The 20911-nt window shown below is 41.6% G+C and carries 20 protein-coding genes and 1 tRNA gene; 7 read left to right on the plus strand and 14 right to left on the minus strand.

Going from position 1 to position 20911, the window contains the following annotated elements; all coding sequences use genetic code 11:
- Positions 1-285: 285 nt before the first annotated feature.
- From RT064_RS09920 to RT064_RS09960, 9 genes are all read right to left on the minus strand, one after another.
- A complete protein-coding gene (locus RT064_RS09920; protein ID WP_065253551.1) occupies positions 286-702 on the minus strand; it encodes a F0F1 ATP synthase subunit epsilon in 417 nt (138 codons plus the stop codon).
- An 81-nt stretch (positions 703-783) separates the two neighbouring features.
- The gene (atpD, locus tag RT064_RS09925) at positions 784-2184 is read right to left on the minus strand and encodes a F0F1 ATP synthase subunit beta (protein ID WP_007115825.1); all 1401 of its coding nucleotides are present in this window, start codon (positions 2182-2184) and stop codon (positions 784-786) included.
- A gap of 25 nt (positions 2185-2209) precedes the next feature.
- Entirely contained in the window at positions 2210-3088 is an 879-nt protein-coding gene (atpG, locus tag RT064_RS09930) for a F0F1 ATP synthase subunit gamma (protein WP_313063149.1), read from the minus strand.
- A 141-nt stretch (positions 3089-3229) separates the two neighbouring features.
- Positions 3230-4774, minus strand: a complete 1545-nt coding sequence (gene atpA / locus RT064_RS09935; protein WP_007115823.1) for a F0F1 ATP synthase subunit alpha — start codon at positions 4772-4774, stop codon at positions 3230-3232.
- Positions 4775-4821: 47 nt separating this feature from the next.
- Positions 4822-5424, minus strand: coding sequence for a F0F1 ATP synthase subunit delta (locus tag RT064_RS09940; protein ID WP_313063150.1), 603 nt, complete (start codon positions 5422-5424; stop codon positions 4822-4824).
- A gap of 25 nt (positions 5425-5449) precedes the next feature.
- Positions 5450-5920, minus strand: coding sequence for a F0F1 ATP synthase subunit B (locus RT064_RS09945; RefSeq protein WP_036594652.1), 471 nt, complete (start codon positions 5918-5920; stop codon positions 5450-5452).
- Positions 5921-5999: 79 nt separating this feature from the next.
- Positions 6000-6248, minus strand: a complete 249-nt coding sequence (gene atpE / locus RT064_RS09950) for a F0F1 ATP synthase subunit C (RefSeq protein ID WP_076775459.1) — start codon at positions 6246-6248, stop codon at positions 6000-6002.
- Positions 6249-6271: 23 nt separating this feature from the next.
- Entirely contained in the window at positions 6272-7147 is an 876-nt protein-coding gene (gene atpB / locus RT064_RS09955) for a F0F1 ATP synthase subunit A (RefSeq protein ID WP_007115819.1), read from the minus strand.
- A gap of 467 nt (positions 7148-7614) precedes the next feature.
- The gene (locus RT064_RS09960; RefSeq protein WP_313063151.1) at positions 7615-8016 is read right to left on the minus strand and encodes an ATP synthase subunit I; all 402 of its coding nucleotides are present in this window, start codon (positions 8014-8016) and stop codon (positions 7615-7617) included.
- A gap of 337 nt (positions 8017-8353) precedes the next feature.
- Between RT064_RS09960 and RT064_RS09965 the strand changes: the two genes are divergently transcribed.
- From RT064_RS09965 to gluQRS, 4 genes are all read left to right on the plus strand, one after another.
- Entirely contained in the window at positions 8354-8806 is a 453-nt protein-coding gene (locus RT064_RS09965; protein ID WP_313063152.1) for a Fur family transcriptional regulator, read from the plus strand.
- A 181-nt stretch (positions 8807-8987) separates the two neighbouring features.
- A complete protein-coding gene (locus RT064_RS09970; protein WP_313063153.1) occupies positions 8988-9815 on the plus strand; it encodes a metallophosphoesterase in 828 nt (275 codons plus the stop codon).
- Positions 9816-10040: 225 nt separating this feature from the next.
- Positions 10041-10478 (plus strand): RNA polymerase-binding protein DksA, encoded by a 438-nt coding sequence (gene dksA / locus RT064_RS09975; protein ID WP_007115815.1) that lies wholly within the window; start codon positions 10041-10043, stop codon positions 10476-10478.
- Positions 10471-11433: a tRNA glutamyl-Q(34) synthetase GluQRS gene (gene gluQRS, locus RT064_RS09980; RefSeq protein ID WP_313063154.1), complete on the plus strand. Its 963-nt coding sequence runs from the start codon at positions 10471-10473 to the stop codon at positions 11431-11433. The genes dksA and gluQRS overlap by 8 nt, the downstream gene beginning before the upstream one ends.
- On the opposite strand, the gene ftsW is transcribed toward gluQRS, so the two are convergent.
- Both ftsW and murD read right to left on the minus strand, forming a co-directional pair.
- Positions 11430-12638, minus strand: a complete 1209-nt coding sequence (gene ftsW, locus RT064_RS09985) for a putative lipid II flippase FtsW (protein WP_313063156.1) — start codon at positions 12636-12638, stop codon at positions 11430-11432. The genes gluQRS and ftsW overlap by 4 nt on opposite strands.
- Positions 12639-12675: 37 nt before the next feature.
- Positions 12676-14061, minus strand: coding sequence for a UDP-N-acetylmuramoyl-L-alanine--D-glutamate ligase (murD, locus tag RT064_RS09990; RefSeq protein ID WP_313063160.1), 1386 nt, complete (start codon positions 14059-14061; stop codon positions 12676-12678).
- 728 nt (positions 14062-14789) lie between these two features.
- Here murD and RT064_RS09995 point away from each other — a divergent pair.
- Complete coding sequence (locus RT064_RS09995; RefSeq protein ID WP_007115809.1) at positions 14790-15128, plus strand: P-II family nitrogen regulator; 339 nt, start codon at positions 14790-14792, stop codon at positions 15126-15128.
- 122 nt (positions 15129-15250) lie between these two features.
- On the plus strand, positions 15251-16576 hold the full coding sequence (locus RT064_RS10000) for an ammonium transporter (RefSeq protein ID WP_313063157.1): 1326 nt from the start codon (positions 15251-15253) through the stop codon (positions 16574-16576).
- Between the two features lie 144 nt (positions 16577-16720).
- Here RT064_RS10000 and RT064_RS10005 read toward each other — a convergent pair whose 3' ends face one another.
- Both RT064_RS10005 and RT064_RS10010 read right to left on the minus strand, forming a co-directional pair.
- Positions 16721-17095: a DUF2147 domain-containing protein gene (locus RT064_RS10005; RefSeq protein WP_159772341.1), complete on the minus strand. Its 375-nt coding sequence runs from the start codon at positions 17093-17095 to the stop codon at positions 16721-16723.
- Between the two features lie 257 nt (positions 17096-17352).
- Positions 17353-18288 (minus strand): DNA/RNA non-specific endonuclease, encoded by a 936-nt coding sequence (locus RT064_RS10010; RefSeq protein ID WP_313063158.1) that lies wholly within the window; start codon positions 18286-18288, stop codon positions 17353-17355.
- Positions 18289-18413: 125 nt separating this feature from the next.
- On the opposite strand from RT064_RS10010, the gene RT064_RS10015 reads away from it, so the two are divergent.
- Positions 18414-18504, plus strand: a tRNA-Ser gene (locus RT064_RS10015).
- 57 nt (positions 18505-18561) lie between these two features.
- Here the strand turns inward: RT064_RS10015 and RT064_RS10020 are convergent.
- The gene (locus RT064_RS10020) at positions 18562-20625 is read right to left on the minus strand and encodes a catalase (protein WP_409519563.1); all 2064 of its coding nucleotides are present in this window, start codon (positions 20623-20625) and stop codon (positions 18562-18564) included.
- Positions 20626-20911 lie beyond the last annotated feature (286 nt).

The raw sequence follows: 20911 nt of genomic DNA on the forward strand, positions 1-20911 counted from the left end.
ATTGTATTATACCAATTTAATGAACTTTTGTGTGTTTATTCGTGCAAAGGTTTCTATTGTTAAAACGTAACTAAACATAAAAAAGTATAAATACCACATATAAACAGATGCAAAAGCATAGGATATAAGGTTGTCTGTTTGTTAACGGATAAAAATTTTTTGCTAGCTTTGGTTTAAAAGATAATTAGCAAATTTTTAAGCACTCTTTTTTTAACCACTTATATCTTTAACCACCCATAAAAAAACAGTGGTCATAGCCACTGTCTTTACACGCCCCGATCAAAATTAGGCACGGTTTTTGAATTTCTGTAAGGTTTGCAATTGTGCCAAAGATTCTGCCAATGCTGCCAAAGCCGCAGAGGTGTCGATATCAGCTTTTTGATTTTGCAAGGTTTGTTCTGCATGACGACGTGCTTCCAAAATTTTGGCTTCATCTAAGTCATTCGCACGTACTGCTGTGTCTGCCAATACCGTCACTAAATGCGGTTGTACTTCTAAAACACCACCTGATACATACACCATTTCATCATTGCCATTGCTAGTTTTGATCTGCATGGTACCTGGTTTTAATAGCGTAATAAAAGGAATATGTCCTGGCAAAATACCGACTTCACCTTCTACACCAGTAGCAATTAACATACTAATCTCACCAGAGTAGATAGTTTCTTTCGCACTGACGACATTACATTGTAAAGTTGCCACAGTTCTCTCCTATGGTATTGCAAAATTAGGTTGATAAAACCCTGTTAATATAGTTTAAATTAACAGGGTTTGATTGAGAAATTAGCCGCGTAGTTTTTCTGCTGCAGCAACCACTTCTTCAATACCACCTTTCATGTAGAATGCTTGTTCTGGCAAGTCATCATACTCACCATTCAAGATTGCTTTAAAGCTTTGAATGGTTTCACGGATTGGTACATATTTACCTGGTGAGCCAGTGAATACCTCTGCAACGTGGAAAGGTTGTGACAAGAAACGTTGGATTTTACGTGCACGGTACACTACTAATTTATCGTCTTCTGATAATTCGTCCATACCCAAAATCGCAATAATGTCTTTCAACTCTTTAAAGCGTTGTAACACTTCTTGGACACCACGAGCAACAGCATAGTGCTCTTCACCAATGACCAGAGGGTCTAACTGACGCGACGTTGAGTCAAGTGGGTCAACCGCTGGGTAAATACCTTGTGAGGCAATATCACGGCTCAATACCACTGTTGCGTCTAAGTGAGCAAAGGTTGTCGCAGGTGATGGGTCAGTCAAGTCATCGGCAGGAACATATACCGCTTGAACAGAAGTAATAGAACCTGATTGGGTTGAAGTAATACGTTCTTGTAGTACACCCATCTCTTCTGCAAGCGTTGGCTGATAGCCTACCGCAGATGGCATACGACCTAATAATGCTGATACTTCAGTACCCGCTAGCGTATAACGATAAATATTGTCAACGAACAATAATACGTCACGACCTTTACCGTTTTCATCTTTTTCGTCACGGAAGTATTCCGCCATAGTCAAACCTGTCAGGGCAACACGTAAACGGTTTCCTGGTGGCTCATTCATCTGACCATACACCATCGCAACTTTATCAAGTACGTTTGAGTCTTTCATCTCGTGGTAGAAGTCATTACCTTCACGAGTGCGCTCACCTACACCAGCAAATACAGATAAACCTGAGTGTGCTTTTGCGATGTTATTGATAAGTTCCATCATGTTAACGGTTTTACCAACACCCGCACCACCGAACAGACCGACTTTACCACCTTTAGCAAATGGGCATAGTAAGTCAATTACTTTGATACCCGTTTCTAAAAGTTCAGTAGAGTTCGATTGTTCATCATAGCTTGGCGCTTCACGGTGAATAGCCCAAGTGTTGCTATGCTCTACCGGACCTGCTTCGTCGATTGGGCGTCCTAAAACGTCCATGATACGACCTAGGGTACCTTTACCCACAGGTACAGAGATTGGTGCGCCAGTATTGCTAACTGGTAGACCACGTTTTAGACCTTCAGTAGAACCCATGGCAATAGTACGTACGATACCATCACCCAATTGTTGTTGTACTTCTAATGTAGTTTCTGTGCCTTCAACTTTTAAGGCATCATAAATTCTTGGTACGCTTTGACGGTCAAATTCAACGTCAATAACCGCGCCAATAATCTGTACAATACGACCGCTACTCATTACGCTCTCCTTGAATGTAGGTCAATTATGAAACAGCAGCAGCACCGCCAACGATTTCCGAAATTTCTCGGGTAATCGCCGCTTGACGCAGCTTGTTGTAAACCAATTGTAATTCGTTAATTAAGTTACCTGCGTTATCCGTTGCTGCTTTCATAGCAACCATACGTGCAGACTGTTCAGAAGCAATATTTTCTACCACACCTTGATAGACGATTGATTCAACATAACGTCCCATCAAACCATCAAGCAGCTCTTTGGTAGTTGGCTCATAGATGTAATCCCAGCTGTGTTCACGATTTGCCATCGTTTCATCAACCAAAGACTCAGCCGCAATCGGTACTAAGCGTTGCACACTAGGATTTTGGGTCATGGCATTAACGAATTCGTTATATACCATGTAAATCTCATCAATTTCGCCACGATTATACGCATCAAGCATTACTTGAACTGGCACACTAAGTTGCTCAAAGCTTGGGTTGTCACCGTAGTGAGTTTCCGCAGCAATCACCGTACCACCGAATGTTTTAAAGAAGCTCACGCCTTTTTGACCAATCACCGCAAAACGCGTTTCAACCGATTGATTTTTTTGTTGTTTAACGTGCTGCATCAATTTTTTGAATAAGTTGATATTCAAACCACCTGCAAGACCACGGTCAGAACTGACTACAATATAGCCAACACGATTAACCGCACGAGGTACTAGGTAAGGATGTTTGTAGTCTGGTGAAGCTTTAACTAGATGAGAAACCACTCGACGCATGCTATCAGCATAAGGACGACCTAGTTGCATACGTTCTTGGGCACGTCGCATCTTACTCGCTGCAACCATTTGCATGGCGCGAGTAATTTTCTGGGTACTTTTAATACTAGCAACTTTTGCTCGAATTTCTTTTAAACTTGCCATAAATAATCCATACAGCCATGTTTAGTTTCAGTCCACGCCCATTGATGTAACATGGACGAAATTTGGAAAAATGAACAAAGTAATCATAACCCCTTTGTTCATTTGTTCTATGACAATGCAGTTCTAAAATTTCACTGAATTTTAGAATGAATGATTTTGCTTATAGTTTTCAATCGCTGATTTGAATTGGTTTGCGATATCATCATTATAGTTGGCAGTGTTATCAATGTCTGCCATAAAATCACCATGTTGGTCACGTAGGTAACGTAACAAACCTGCTTCAAATGCACCCACTTTGTTCACGGGAACATCGGCTAGATAGCCTTCGTTAGAGGCATAAATTACCGCAGCTTGTTCAGCGATGCTCATTGGTGCGTATTGATTTTGTTTCATCAATTCAGTCACACGTTGACCATGGTCAAGCTGTTTACGGGTTGCATCATCTAGGTCAGAAGCAAACTGTGCAAATGCTGCCAATTCACGGTACTGTGCCAATGCGGTACGGATACCACCTGACAATTTTTTGATGATTTTAGTTTGCGCTGCACCACCAACACGAGAAACTGAAATACCCGCATTCACCGCTGGACGGATACCTGAGTTAAACAAGCTTGACTCTAGGAAGATCTGACCGTCAGTGATTGAAATCACGTTGGTTGGTACGAATGCTGATACGTCCCCTGCTTGGGTTTCAATAATTGGCAAGGCAGTTAATGAACCTGTTTTACCTGTTACAGCACCGTTGGTGAATTTTTCTACATACTCAGCGTTTACACGTGAAGCGCGCTCTAATAGGCGTGAGTGAAGGTAGAATACATCACCTGGGTAAGCTTCACGTCCTGGTGGACGACGTAAAAGCAATGAAATTTGACGATAAGCTACGGCTTGTTTTGATAAGTCATCATAAATGATAAGCGCATCTTCACCGCGGTCACGGAAGTATTCACCCATAGTACAACCAGAGTATGGCGCGATGTACTGCAGCGCTGCAGGTTCAGAAGCAGATGCAACCACAACCGTTGTATAAGCTAGTGCGCCTGTTTCTTCTAGTTTACGTACCACGTTTGCGATGGTTGAACGTTTTTGACCAACCGCTACGTAGACACATTTAATGCCCGAGTGTTTTTGCGCGATGATCGCATCGATCGCCATGGCTGTTTTACCAGTTTGGCGGTCACCAATGATAAGCTCACGTTGACCACGTCCGATTGGAATCATGGTATCAACAGCTTTATAACCTGTCATTACTGGCTCATCAACTGATTGACGGTCGATAACGCCTGGGGCGATTTTTTCAACTTTATCCGTTAATTTGGCGTTAATTGGGCCTTTACCATCGATAGGATTACCCAGTGCATCTACCACACGACCTAAAAGCTCAGGTCCAACTGGTACTTCTAAAATACGACCAGTACAGTAAGCTTTTTGTCCTTCTTGGAGATTCAAGTATTCACCTAGAACAACCGCGCCGACTGAGTCTTGTTCAAGGTTTAGCGCCATACCATATACGCCACCTTCAAACTCAATCATTTCGCCGTACATGGCATCTTCAAGACCATGAATCTGTACGATACCGTCAGATACCATGACAATAGTGCCTTCGTTCTTTGCTGTGGCACCCGCAGTCAGGTCTTGAATTCGCTGCTTAATCAGATTACTGATTTCCGCTGGATTCAATTGTTGCATTGCACTGTTCCTTAATTTTTACTGACTAGAATCAATTTTGTTGAAATTTATGCCGTCAGCTGTGTTTTTAACTGTTTTAATTTGCCACGTACAGAGTCATCGATTACTTTGTCACCGACCTTAATTGTCACACCTGCAAGTAGGGCAGGGTCTACATTGACATGTAGTACGACCTTCGCGCCTAGGGAGGTGGCAAGTCGGTTTTCAATGAGTTGCTCTTGCACTTGCGTTAATGGATATGCCGACGTGACATACGCATGAACTTCTTTTGCATCAGCAGCTTTTAATAAACCAAAACGCTCATTGATACTGGGTAATAATGCCAAACGATCTTGCTCTGCAAGTTGCGTCAAAAAATTAACAAAAGCATTGGAATCTGCTTGTGCCCCACCCTCAATAGCGGTGCTTAAAGTTTTAAACACGGTATTGCTATCTTCAGGTGAACTTTGGTTATAAAGGTCTTTTAAAGTAGCGACTTTAGCTTGTGCAGCAACTGCTGGATTATTGATATAATCGGCAAATGCTTTATCACTAACGATGGCATTCATCACGTTTAAGTAATCTTGCCACTCATTGACAGCGTGATGCTCTTTAGCATAATCAAATGCTGCTTTTGCATAGGGTCTTGCTAAGGTTGATAAATCAGCCATCATATCCTCACTGTACGGTTGCTACTTATAACTTGGCTGCCAATTGGTTTAACATATTGGCATGAGTTTCTGGATTGACCTTTTCTTGTAAGATTTTTTCGGCACCGAGTACGGCAAGTTCTGCAACCTGCGCGCGTAAACCTTCACGGGCTTTATTAATTTCTTGATCAATTGCTTCACGCGCTTGTTGACGAATACGTTCGCCTTCCACTTGTGCTTGCACTCTGGCATCTTCAATCATTTGATTAGCACTTTTGTTCGCTTGGTCAATGAGTGAAGCGGCTTTTGCTTTTGCTGCGATAAGCTCTTGCTCTGCAGCTTGTGATGCAGTTGCTAAGTCTGCTTTGGCTTTTTCGGCAGCATTTAGGCCATCTGCGATTTTACGTTGGCGATCCGAAATAGCAGCAACCAAAGGCGGCCACACAAACTTCATGCAAAACATCACGAAGATGGCGAATGCAATCGATTGTCCAATTAGGGTTGCATTGATATTCACTTAGAATCCCTCGTTAATTAAGTTTCTTCAATCCTTGTCCACATAAGATGATGTGGACATTGTACTGATAGTGTACCTATTAACCTGCTAAAGGATTTGCGAATAACAATAACATTGCAATACCAACACCGATCATCGGTACGGCGTCAAGAAGACCTGCCACGATGAACATACGAGTTTGCAATTGTGAACCTAGTTCTGGTTGACGAGCAACACCTTCTAAGAATTTGCCACCTAAGATTGCAAAGCCAATACCAGTGCCTAGAGCACCTAAACCAATAAGTAATGCCACTGCGATTACGGTCATACTAGCAAGTTCTGGATTCATCTAAATATCCTCATTGTTAAAAATTAATGTTCAGTTTGTGATGCAAGGCTAAGATAGACAATGGTTAGCATCATGAAAACGAACGCTTGCAAAGTGATTACTAAAATGTGGAAGATTGCCCACGGTACTGATAACACCCATTGAATCCAAAATGGCATAAGGGCGATTAACACAAAAATTAATTCACCTGCATACATGTTACCAAAAAGTCGTAAGCCAAGTGAGATAGGTTTTGCGATTAGAGTTACAAACTCTAGGATAAAGTTCACTGGAATCAATAAGATTTTAGCGATTGGGTTTTTTGCGCTAAATGGATGAAGGGTTAATTCACCAATAAAACCGCCAAAACCTTTTTCTTTAATACTATAAAAAATGATCAGTGCAAATACTGAGAACGACATACCAAGCGTCACATTTGGGTCGGTACTTGGTACGACTTTCATGTAAACATGGTGTGGGTTATGTCCTAGCAGACCACCAATTTTTTGTGCAATGACAGGCAAATAATCAACTGGCAGAAGATCCATGAAGTTCATCAAGAAAATCCACACAAAAATAGTCAGTGCTAATGGCGCAATAACCTTTGATGTGCCATGATAAGTATCACGAACGTTACTATCAACAAACTCCACAATCATTTCAATAAAAGCTTGCATTTTGCCGGGTACACCTGAGGTCGCTCTTTTTGCCACCATATAAAAAATGGCACAAAAAAGAACCCCTAAACCAATCGACCACAGCATTGAGTCTAAATGAATCGCATTGAAACCCATTTCAGAAGCTTGCTGTTTGGTTTCGGCAACTATCCAACCTTCTGTTGGGTGATTACCGAAAGTCCAGTTTGTCAAGTGGTGATTGATATACTCATTTGAAGTAATTTCTGCGTTTGCTTCTGCCATAATCTTAACTTCTTTTTTATATTGAGCCGATAATAGAGGGAGTTAGCGTCAGATATTTTGTCTAATCACAAAAATTTGTAACTTAACACTATAATCGTATCTAACTGAGCTGATGATACTCAATGAGAAGTGCAAACATGACGTCAAAGGCACATCGAGGCGTTTAAGCAATCTGCTTAACTAAGGTGATGAACCGTGAATAAACGGATTGTTTATCAACGTAATAATATAGGCTATCGACCTACTGTGTTTTGCTTGACTCAAATAAGTGGGTCATCAGTAAAACATATATGCAATTGCTTGAAAACTAATTCTTTTTAGCCAATTAGCGCTGAGCAATCGCACCTTTAAAAAATTTTCACTATATTAATTCAACTGTTACCTTTTTGTAAAGGATTAAATGGATTTATTTGTGATTTAGTTTAGGTTATTTCTGTTATTACCAAATAATTGTAAACAGCCTTTTTTTACCAAGGATTTCGGTAAGTGATGATGAGGTAACTCATTTGCAAAATTAAGTAGCCCGCGAATACCGCAATGGCGTTTAGCGGTTTTAACAGCAGAAAAATCAGGGCAAACCCAACAATGGTAAGCACCCATTTTGCCATATGGGCTTGGTAAAAACGATGAACAATTTGACGACGCTGCTGATAGCCCGATTTGTTCAAGGAAATTTTAGCAAAGATGATTTGGCTCACCCACCCTAGCACACTACCGGCTAGCAAATTTTTACTCACTGCATACTGGCTATTGCCTTGCCAAACATCCCATGCAATCCCGATGGCAACCAGCCCAAGTATCAGCCACGACTGCTTGTTGATGGATTGTTGGATAGACTGTGGGTCAAATGGCTTGGCAGGTTTTGACATAGCAAAATAAGGGCTAGCTGATTGTGGGCAGAAATGATGAAAGTAGTATAGCAGAATCTTGATTAAAAATTTTGCTAAAGGTTGTTTTATCTATGCTGACGTTAATCGCCAGTCATTATGAATAGTGTGTTATTAGACTTGTTATATTGCCCGGTAGTTTTATAGCCGAATCGCTAATTTCTCAGACAAATTATGCGGTTTTCATGCTAAAGTAATTTGATAGTTATTGATGATTTTATGTGATATGACCCAACGTTCTATTCAATCAGCTGGAAGTTCTATTCAATCAGCCAATAGTTACGACGCAAATTGTCGCCACCTATCTATGTCCATGTGTATGCCACAAATGACGGCCGAGCAGATTGAAGCACAGATTGCTCAGATAAAACAAGATTGCCAAGCGCAAGGTTTACGTTTTACTGCGCTGCGAGAGCAAGTGTATCGTTTGATTCTACTTGCTGCGCAGCCCATTGGGGCTTATGAATTATTGGATTTGCTGCAATCAGCGAGCGAAAAAGTCGTCGCACCGCCAACTGTATATCGTAGTTTGGAGTTTTTGCTTAGGCATGGCTTGGTTCATCAATTAAATTCCAGCAAGGCATTTTTTGCTTGTTCTCAGCCCACCGATCGCCATGTTGCCGCTTTTTTGGTCTGTCGATGCTGTGGCGAGGTACAAGAGTTTAGCCACCCATCTATCCAGGCCATGCTAATTGAGGTTGAGCAATCGACCAATTTTGCCACTCAGTCAAGTATTATTGAGCTTTCAGGTGTTTGTCAGCGCTGCCAATAGTCACCTTTTTTTATCGAATACTTAGAATCAGACTCCGCCAACAATTATTTTGTGATTGTGTTTGTCAATTATGAGCATTTGTGATATAAAACATGCCTTATTTAATTGACTTAAGTCAATTAACCGTTGTTTGATAAAGTTGTACTGCCACGATTACCGTCATTATTCTAAGGATAACTGAGTGACGTTACTGCCAAGTTCGATATCACAACACCATGCTGATTATTTTTCAATTATTGAATTAAGTGATCTGCATCTTTTTAATGACCCTAATAAGTTAATGAATGGCGTTAATACCGCAGACACATTTGAGTCGGTATTATCCTTGGTCCGACAACAGCGCGATAATGTTGATTTGTTGGTACTGACGGGCGATTTATGCCATGAACCTACCCCACAAAATTATGACCGTTTATTTGCAACCTTAGACGACGTCGACATTCCATTTATAGCCATTCCAGGCAATCATGATGTGACCCTAGAGATTGATAATCATCTACCTTTTGCCCAGCGCCGTCATTTGCCTGTCAAAGCAGATACTCGCCTGCAAAAATGCTATAGTATTGCCACCGATTATTGGGACTTATTGTTATTAGACTCTTCTTGTGAGGGGCACAGTCATGGCAAAATTGACGAGCAAACATTGCGGTGGCTGGCGCGACAGTTAGCAAACGCCAATCGCCCTTGTGCAATTTTTTGTCATCATCCGATGGTATTAATCGATTCAACATGGCTTGATGAGTACACCCTAATCAATGCGGACCGTTTTTGGGAAGTGGTAATGCCGTATCTAGACCGCATTAAAGCTATATTTGTTGGTCATATTCACCAAGAAATGCATAGGATTAATTATGGGACATCTGTGTTTGGTTGCCCATCGACTAGCCTACAGTTTAAACCCTTGTGTAAAGACTATACCATTGACGAAATTGCGCCTGGTTTACGTTGGATAAATTTATATAACAATGGGTTACTTGCAACTGGTATCAAAAGAACAGATACTATCTGACTAATTTTTCATGGTTGTTGAACTTATGTTCATAAACTTAATGTCGTGAAAGTTTGGTTAGCTTGTTTATTAAGGTTTTAGCGTTTATTTTAGTTTGATTTCATATACTGACGAATTGCAGTGTTTAAAGTGTTAATAACATGATGTCATTGGCTTGAGTGCTGAACTCGTAATGAAATTGTAAACTTAAAATTGTATCACTATCGGTTTTTAAAGGAATTAGCTATGGCATCTGCCCAAAATGAACGTGAATTAAGCTTTACCCCATATCAGCCAGCGGCTGAAGAAGAATATATGAATGACGCACAGCTTGCGCATTTTAGAAAAATTTTACTAGATTGGAAAGAGCAGTTAATTAGCGAAGCTGAATCAACCAAATCTTATATTCAAGATGAATCAACAGCGATGCCTGATATTAATGACCGCGCCACCCAAGAAGAAGAGTTTGCGTTGGCACTGCGCACGCGTGACCGTGAGCGTAAACTGATTCGCAAGATTGATAAATCAATTGCTGAAATTGACAGTGGCGATTACGGTTTTTGTGAGACTTGCGGTGTGGAGATTGGTGTGCGTCGTTTAGAAGCCCGTCCAACCGCGACCCAATGTATCGACTGCAAAACCTTATCAGAGATTAAAGAAAAACAAGCATGGGGTCATGCTTAATTTATCAACATCTCCCGTTATTGGTCGCTTTGCTCCCTCTCCGACGGGAGCTTTGCATTTGGGGTCACTGGTGACTGCGATTGCCAGTTACTGTATCGCTAAACAAGTGCAAGGCAAGTGGCTAGTACGCATTGAAGATACTGATACTGAGCGCTGTCATCCAAAATTTAGCGATTTGATTTTAGCAGATTTGGATCGATTAGGCTTGCACTGGGATGGTAACGTTCGTTACCAGTCGCAACACCTAAACACGTATCACGCGTTATTGGATGAGCAACTAAAAGCAGTAAGTTATGGCTGTGATTGCAGTCGTAAATCCCTGCAAGCTTATCAACTCGCCCACCCCAACAACCAATACCCTTATCCTAGAATCTGTGTCTATAAGCGGCTATCGCGCGATCATGCCATTCGCTTAGTGATGCCAGATAACCCAATGCTTTTTTTCGATCAGCTGCAAGGGGTAATTTCGGGAAATCCGCAACGAGAACAGGGTGATATTGTGGTCAGAAGGCGGTGCATTGGGCGGTCTTTCTCAAATACGCCAACCGCCAGCAAAGGCATGATTAATTATATGCTTGCGGTGGTGATTGATGACGCGCTGCAAAATGTCAATCAAATCGTGCGTGGTCTAGATATTTTGCCATTGACGATACCGCAACTGGTGATTGGGGAGTATTTAAATTTTCCCCCTAACCAACACTACTACCACTTACCCATTTTGGTGAATGCACAAGGGCAAAAACTGTCTAAACAAACGCTCGCAGAGCCGATTAAATCCTACCCTGCACCACAACTTATTAAGACCGCACTGCAATTATTGCAACAGCCGCCGATTGATATGGATAAACCCACCACAATGCTTGAGCAAGCGGTATGCCAATGGGATCATACGCCGCTGCAAGGCAAACAGCGTATTGAAGTCGATAGCTTACAAAATCTTTTGGCAACCCATTAATAATAACGACATTGATTGGCAGGAATCGTTGGGCTTTCTTTGATAATTCGCATCAACAATCCGACGATAATCAGATTAACCACCATAGAAGAACCACCATAGCTAAAAAATGGCATGGTCAACCCTTTGGTAGGTAGCATCCCCATGGTCATGCCGGCATTAACAAAAATTTGCCCAAAGAACAAAATCCCAACCCCAAACGCAAAATAGCTTAAGCGAGTTTGGTGCCGTGCTAGCGCTTGGTAGCTAATGCGCATAACCGTAGTGACCAAAATAATTTGTAACACCAGTAAAAACGACACACCCACTAAGCCTAACTCTTCACCGGTAATGGCTAGTAAAAAGTCGGTATGCGCCTCCGGTAAATGGGAGAGTTTTTGGATGCTTTCCCCATAGCCGACACCAAACCACTCACCGCGGGCAAAGGCTACAATACTGCGACCTAGCTGATAGTCACTATTTTTTAAGTCATCAAACGGATCTAAAAACGAGGTTACCCGTTTTAGTCGGTAACTTGCCCCCATAATCGCCATGGTGCCCGCCAAAAACATGGCACCCATGATGATAAAAAACTGGCGCATGGGTAAGCCGCCGACAAAAATCATCGCCGCAATACAGGTCGCAATAATCACTACCGAGCCGAAGTCAGGCTGCAACATGATAAATAAGATCAGCCCCATGGCTATCAGTGTTAGCCGCAAAAAGCCTTTCCAATGGTTGCGAATCTCTTCTGATCGGCGCACCAGATAATCTGACGTGTACAAAATCATCAACAATTTTGCCAATTCAGAGGGCTGAAAATTGATACCACCCAGTTCAATCCAGCGTTTACTGCCATTAATCACTGACCCACCGATTAGGGTATAAATAATCAGCAACAGACAAGCTAGCAGCGCATACATAATAAAATCTAAGCGAAACGTCTTGCGAAGCGGGATAAAATATACCAGTAAACCAAGAACTGCACCGATTCCCATGTACGCCAATTGGTGGTAAAAAAAGTAAAAATCACCCAGTTTTTTGGTTTGTGCAAAAGGTATTGATGCGGACGCCACCATCAAAAGACTAAATACCATAATGGTTGCTACCGTGGTCAATAGCACCGAATTAATGGGCGGAATCCACTGGCGGCTTTTCTTAGTAGAAACGCTGTTAGCTGAGACGGATGAAGAAAGTGACGAAGAAGTCGAATGGGGCGCGGGCATAACACAACCTAAATATTAAAAATACACTAGCGAATGATTATTGGGGTTTGACTAAGCGTTGAAAAGCTTGTCCACGTTCCACATAGCCACTAAACTGATCAAAACTTGCACAAGCGGGTGATAGCAATAATACACCTAAAGCGGGGAATGTTGACTGGTCTTGCCAAGCTTGATTGACCGCTTGTTCTAAGGTTTGGCATTTGGTTAACACAATTCCTGCAGGATTGTGAGTATCTAAACCGGCTGATGCCAAATCAGCCGCGATTTTATCGGCATCTTCACCGATAAAGTACACCACTTGCGCATAATCCATCAAGGGTTTTGCCAGTTCAGCAAAGTTTTGACCTTTACCTTGCCCGCCCAAAATCACAGCGAGTTTTTTGCCTTTGGGCGCATATACTTTACCTAGCCCCAAAATAGCCGCGATGGTCGAGCCAATGTTGGTGCCTTTGGAGTCGTCAAAACAATCAAGCTGATGGGTGGTTGTGATAAATTCACAGCGGTGTGGCAGCCCGACAAAGTTTTTTAATGTGGTTAACATACTCGCTAGCGGCAGACCTGCTAGCTCGCCAATTGCTAGGGCTGACAGCGCATTCATCAAGTTATGTTCACCTTTGATCGGTACGTCTTTTTCATTGAGCAACCGCTCGCGACCTCGTGCTAGCCAGATTTCACCATCGCTATCTTTTATCAATCCGTACTGATTCATATCCGGTGCGTTACTACCAAAGGTAAGGGTGGGCATATCATCGGCTACCAACGGGCGACTAAGCAAGTCCTCGCGGTTGACCACAATGGACTGCACGCCTTGGAATATTCGGTGTTTGGCTTGGTGATAGCCAAGCATATTGCCATGGCGGTCTAGATGGTCAGGCGACATGTTAAGCACGGTGGCTACTTTGGCGGACAAATTGGTGGTGGTTTGTAGTTGAAAACTGGATAACTCAAGCACCGCCATCTGTATGGGCTCAAGTAGCAAATCAAGCGCGGGTGTTCCCAAGTTACCACCGACCCCGACTTTAAACCCCGCGTTTTTGACCATCTCGCCAACCAGGGTGGTGACCGTGCTTTTGGCATTAGAGCCGGTAATCGCAATAATCGGAATTTGTCGCTGTTTAGCTACCTCATGGAACAATTGAATATCACTGACAATCGCGATTTTTTTCGCACGGGCGCCATCAAACACCGGTAAATAAGGGTCAATACCAGGACTGATGATAATGCGATCTGCCACTGCCAACAGCTCGGCATCTAATGCCCCAAATTTGGTCACTATATCGGTTGGCAAATGCTCGGCAAGTTTGGGCAGACCGGCATCGGTGACGGCTACTGGGTAACCAAGCGCTTGTAAATAGTTGACTGCCGACAAGCCTGATTTGCCAAGTCCAACCACCACTTGTAATCCATTGCCACGTTGAATCATGCTCGATGCTGATTGGATGCTTTGGTTGTTTGAAGCAGGTGAAACGGCTGATTGGGTGGCAGAGATTTGGCTCACGAGAATTCCTTGTAACACTTAAACTTGTAATACTTAAATAAAGGTACCGCTAACTAAGGCAATCACAATACTTGCCGCATAAGCTAAAAAACGTTTTCTATCATACCATTTTATGACAAAAAGTTTTGCGATTAAATGTCAGTTTTCATGTTTTGTAGTGGCAGCAATAAAAGGCGGTTTAAATACTAGGATTTTTGTGATGCGGATAGACTTTTTATTCGTATTACCTAAAAAATTTAACGATTTTAGTTAGTAGAATGCACTTTTTTAGTGCAATTATTTTATTTTTATCGCTAATCATTAAAATAATTCTAAAAATTATCTACAAAATCATTAATGGCACCCAAATAACCTTTTTGGTGCAATGTCTGATTTAAATTAGAGGAATTTTTATTTTTTCGTTATAATAAAATTACGCTTTCTGTGTGATGGTCGCATTGAAACTATAAAAAAGTTTTTGCTTTATTTTCAATAGGTTGTATTTTTTACCCCCTTAAAAATAGGACATTTTTGAAAGTTGGCATAGCTTTTGAATTATCGAAACTACCATTTTCAACTCGCTATACGAATGCTGTTTAGGGTTAAGTACTATTAAGCCACTGTAGCAGCTATTAACTAACCCAACCATAAGCGGCACTTAAAAGGAAATTATTATGAAATTAATTACGGCTATCTTAAAACCGTTCAAACTAGATGACGTGCGTGAGTCACTCTCTGAGATTGGCGTTCAAGGTATTACTGTTACCGAAGTAAAAGGGTTTGGTCGTCAAAAAGGTCATACTGAATTGTATCGTGGTGCTGAGTATGTGGTTGATTTCCTGCCCAAAGTTAAATTAGAAATTGCGGTGACTGACGAAATGGTTGATGCAGCGATTGAAGCTATCACTCGCGTGGCTAGCACGGGCAAAATCGGTGATGGCAAAATCTTTGTATCACCATTAGAACAAGTGATTCGTATCCGTACGGGTGAAACGGGCGCTAATGCTATCTAACACTATCATGACTGTCGTTGTGGCAACGCTTGTTAACTTTTAAAGTCGACCATCCTTTAAACATTAACGCAGACCTATCAAGCAGCTTAACGACTATCTCAAATAATTTTAAGGGGGTTACGATGAATGCCGTCACTACAAGGGCAGCTTTTGCCAAATTTTCAAAGCCACTAGTATCTACTAAATCAATTTTATCGTTATTGTTGTTATCTCCATTGGTGGCTCATGCTGCTGACACGCCTACGCTAAATGCAGGCGACACGGCTTGGGTATTAATTTCTACTGCATTAGTGCTACTAATGACTATTCCAGGGTTGGCATTGTTTTACTCAGGTATGGTGCGCAAAAAGAATATTTTAGGGACGATGGCACACAGTTATGGTGCCACAGCATTAGTATCTATTGTTTGGATTGTGTTAGGTTATTCGCTGGCGTTTGGTAGCAGCGATTTTAATCAATTTATTGGCGGTTTCGATAATGCCCTGTTATCTAATATCGGGTTAGGTGATTTAACCGGTACCGTACCCACCCTGTTATTTGTCACTTTTCAAATGACCTTTGCCATTATCACTGTGGCAATCTTAGCAGGCTCGATTGCTGAACGTATCAAATTTAGTAGCTTTATGGTGTTTACTGCCCTTTGGGTATTATTGGTGTATGCACCGATTTGCCACTGGGTTTGGGGCGGTGGCTGGTTGATGGCAGATGGTGCGCTAGACTTTGCAGGCGGTACGGTCGTGCACATTAATGCCGGTGTAGCAGGTATTGTGTTGGCGGCGGTTTTAGGTAAACGTAATGGCTATAACCGTGACCCAATGGCACCCTCAAACTTGGCTTTAACCTTAATTGGTACGGGTTTGATTTGGGTAGGTTGGTTTGGCTTCAATGGCGGTAGTGCGTTGGCGGCAAATGCATTGGCAGGTAATGCGTTACTCGTCACGCAAGTAGCGGCAGCGGCAGGGGCATTGACTTGGTTTGCCATCGAAAAATTAGTGCGTGGTAAAGCCTCTGTACTGGGCGGTGCATCAGGTGCAGTAGCGGGTTTAGTCGGTATCACCCCAGCGGCAGGTTTTGTGACGGTAGCAGGCGCATTAGCGATTGGTATCATCACCTCATTGGTTTGCTTTTATGCAGTCAACTATCTGAAACGTCTGTTAAAAATTGATGATAGCTTGGATGCGTTTGGATTGCATGGCGTTGGTGGCATCGTCGGCGCCATATTGACAGGTGTCTTTGTGAGTCCTGCTATCACTGGCAAACCACTGGCTTTATCGACCATTGGTCAAGTTTGGGTACAATTAGAAGGCGTGTTTGCGGTTATCATCTACTGCGCGATTGTGACTTTCATTATTGCTAAAGTGATTCAATTAACCATGGGCTTACGTGTCACTGATGAAGATGAATACACCGGTCTTGATTTAGCCGTACATGGCGAACGTATCGAATAGACAAAGAATGATAAAAATAGGCTGATTCAATCAGCCTATTTTTTTATTTAACCATACTAAAAGACTCTAGAAAACTTGCGATTAGACAAATAAAAAAGCTAGATAGTCATATCTAGCTTTTTTGAGATTTCAAATCAGTAGCGATTATTTAATTTTTTTCCAAGTTTGGCTGCCTTTGACTGGAACAGATAAAGTCAAGGTTGAACCACTTACTGAAATATTTGCGCCTAACCCAAAGCCCCAACGTGGGTCTTTTGCTTTACCGGCATATTTGCCATTACCCGCTGCTTTAACGCCTGTTAACACAGTTTTACCAACAAAAGATTTTGCTTTTTCAGTATTACCCGCAACGATTTTACCGGTGAAAGTACTACCTGTTTGTGAGATTTGAACTTGGGCTTTTGGTTGATTGTCTTCATAAGTTTGCCAAGTACCCACGATTGGATCGGCAGCCATAGCAGCAACACTTAAAGTAGAAAGAGCAACACCAACGCTGATTGATTTAAGAGAAATTTTCATAACAGTTCCTTCTGTAGCGCACTGCAAAAAAGTAAGGGAAGTGAGATGCAGTGTCATTGACAATCATTATAGCCAAAATGGTTTTGAGGTAAAGATATTTTTTAATACGCAAAAGTTGCTAATAGTTTTCTACATCCTTACAGGACAAAATTTCTCATTTTTTTATTATTAAGTAATTGATTTTTAAATAATTATTTTTTTAAAAAATCCCGAAAGCGCAAACTGACTAATCAGTCATTTGTGTATAATTACCATTTTTAGGACTTAAATAGGCTGATTATCCATTCAAAAATAGTCAAGACTAAATTAACTAAGACTAATAAAATTTGCTGGTTATCGGGTTCTGATTTTGGGGTGTTTTTGTTTGTTGTAGCGCTCGAATAGTCATCGATAGGCAGCGTCATTGCCGTTTTTTGTACCTTCCCTGATAACCCTGGCATGGCATCCACGCCTATTCTTACCGCAAGTTCATCCAAACTAATGACTTCCACGCGCTGACTATCATCATTAGGTGCAAAATAGACGCCTGCTTGTTGTAGACTTGGAATATAAATCGCTTTGTACAGATGACTGGGTACTAATATATTGTTATTAATTTTCTTAACCCGATTGCTGATAAAAGCCACCCCTGTCACCACATAGATACGGTTGTGTTTAATCGCTAGATAACGGGTACGGGACTCAATATCTCGCCAAGTGCTACGATTATTGATAGGATTTTGCGGTACAATGTTTGCAAGGCTAAAACTGTCATATTGTGATTCAAGCGTACTCATATCTGCATTGGGCGCCAAATGTCCACGATCATAAGGTACGTTACGATAATCAGCTAAATAGCCTTTAACCCGATTAGGCAGCTGACTTTCCTCGTGAAAATTATCAACCCTAGATAGTTCACTCGCTTTTTCAATACGCGCTCGCGTCAAATACTCCGCTGACCACAAAGCGGTTTTACTGAGTGACGAATAGCCCACAGCAAAGCCATTTAGACATAGATAATAAATCTCAAGTGGTTGATTCGAGAGTGGCTGGGGACTTTGTTGGTTAGCATAGGTATTGCCACATTGATTGAGGTGCTGTTTACGATAATCTAAAGAGCTGCTTGAATGTGCCCATAAGGGCAATAAGGATAAAGCTAACACTACCAAGCTCTGTGACAATGATGTTTGTGAAAAACGCTGATGACAACTCATACGCTATAACTTACCAACTCTAGCCATCGATGAAAATTGATTAATTATACATGACATTTGGCATTATTTTGGGTAAAATAGGCGTCCGTTTTGCGATTCCTATATTTTGGAGTTGCAACTCGATTGGAAACGTGGCTGAGTGGTCGAAAGCGCACGCCTGGAAAGTGTGTATACGTTAATAGCGTATCGAGGGTTCGAATCCCTCCGTTTCCGCCAAACAAATAAAAAGCTAGCTTAATAATAAGCTAGCTTTTTTGTTGCTGGGTTGATGAGTTATGCTAAATCACGAACATTAGGTTCACGATCCCATTCACGCGATTTGGCCTTCTCGATAAAAGTATCTATTTCCTTTAAAGCCACTACACTGGCGTCTTTCTCAATATGCTGAGGAATTAGGATAAATTCATCCGTCGCACCGCAATAAGCAATCGCTTTTAGATGGGCGTGCGCGTCTTTAAACCACGCAATCGCTTCACTGACTTTGGCTAGTTTTTTCGCTTGCTCTGGCATAATGATACTCACGATTGCATCAAACAAGACAGAAGGCGAACCCGCCAATTGACCGTCAACCGCAATAGTTTCACCATTGTTTAACGTAATACTAATTTTTGGCGCTACTATAAAAGGTGTTGCCTTTGCTGCGGTAATCGCCGCTTTATATTTTTCAAGCATTTCTGCATTTGAATCATCTGCAACTAAAATAGCAACTTTACGACCTTCAAGGGTTGGTTTAGCTTTGCCAATCAACTGTAAAGCTGGCGATAATGGCAAATCTTGCACCGGAACCGTCGGCTCAATCGGTTTTGGCACAGATTTCATCCCTAACCCATCGGCCACGCGTTTACCCAATGTTTCATCAACCGTCAACAGCTGTGCAACCATGCGCTCACGGATATAGGGTGTCTCAACTTTTGAAAGCTCAAACACAATCGCTGAAGCAATATGCGCCTGCTCAATGGGGGTTTGACTACGATAGAACATACGTGGTTGACTATAAAAGTCTGCAAAGCTTTCTGCACGGATACGACCTTTAACGGCATCGTTATTTTGAGTTAAATCCTCTGCAAATGATTTAAACCCAATTGACGGATTTTCACGCGGTTTTTCTGGCTCTAAACTTTGTGGTTCATAAGCGACGCGGCCTTTGGGAATTTGCATCTGCATATGACCATCACGCTGCATATTATGGAATGGACATTTTGGTGCATTAATTGGCAACTGCGCAAAATTTGGTGAGCCCAAACGTGACAACTGGGTATCAAGATAGCTAAATAAACGACCTTGTAGCAATGGATCATTACTAAAGTCGATACCGGGTACGATATTTGCTGGGCAGAAAGCCACTTGCTCTGTCTCAGCAAAGAAGTTATCGGGATAACGGTTTAATACCATTTTACCCACGATTTCAACAGGGACTAATTCTTCTGGAATTAATTTGGTTGCATCCAAGTGATCAAATGGGAATTTTTCTGCTTGTTCTTGGGTAAAGATCTGCACACCAAAGTCCCAAACAACTTCGTCACCATTTTCAAACAAGGTTTCAAATAGATCACGACGATGATAGTCTGGATCAGCACCGGCAACTTTCACTGCTTCATCCCACACATGTGATTGAAGCTGCAAACGTGGACGCCAGTGATAACGGAAGAACACACTTTCACCTTGGGCATTAATAAAGCGATAGCTATGGATACCAAAGCCTTCAATCATGCGTAAACTGCGAGGAATAGCGCGATCACTCATCGCCCATAGGTAGTTATGTAAGGTTTCAGGATTTAACGAGATAAAATCATAAAAGGTATCATGCGCTGATGCCGCTTGTGGGAAACCACGATCAGGCTCCATTTTTACAGCATGTATAATATCGGGAAATTTAATCGCGTCTTGAATAAAGAACACAGGGGTGTTGTTACCCACTAAATCCCAATTACCTTCCTCTGTATAGATTTTGACGGCAAAACCGCGAATATCACGCGGCGTATCAATCGATCCTGCACCACCGGCTACCGTTGAAAAACGCGCAAATAATGGGGTTTGCTTGCCTACATCTGTTAATACCTTAGCTGTGGTAAATTGCTCTAATGATTTGGTTAATTCAAAATAACCATGTGCTGCACTACCTCGCGCATGTACAACACGCTCTGGAATACGTTCATGGTCAAAATGGGTAATTTTCTCGCGTAAAATAAAATCTTCTAGCAATGCAGGTCCACGACGACCCGCTTTTAGCGAATTCTGATTGTCTGCAATAACAATCCCTTGCTGCGTGGTTAAATTAGTTGAATTATTATCAGCTTGCTGATGAGTTTCGCCTGCATTTCCTTGCTGATTATTCATATTTGGCTCTGGCTTAACGGGCTTTTGTGTCATTTTTTTATCCTAAACTTTTAAGTATATTTGTAATTTCTTAGCAAATATCAAATGTTCACCTAAGGTTGAAAAAGGATCGACATTGATAGAACCAGTATATAGAATTCAAAAATTTACAGTGTGAAAATGCGTAAAGCTATGTAGCAAATAAGATATTAACGCAAGATAACTAAAAGAATCAAACGAACATCATAAGAATATATAAAACATCTTAAGAAACTACAATACAAAAAACACCCCCTTACTGTTGTAA

The organism is Moraxella sp. CTOTU49097, from assembly GCF_032064105.1.
Classification (GTDB): domain Bacteria; phylum Pseudomonadota; class Gammaproteobacteria; order Pseudomonadales; family Moraxellaceae; genus Faucicola; species Faucicola osloensis_B.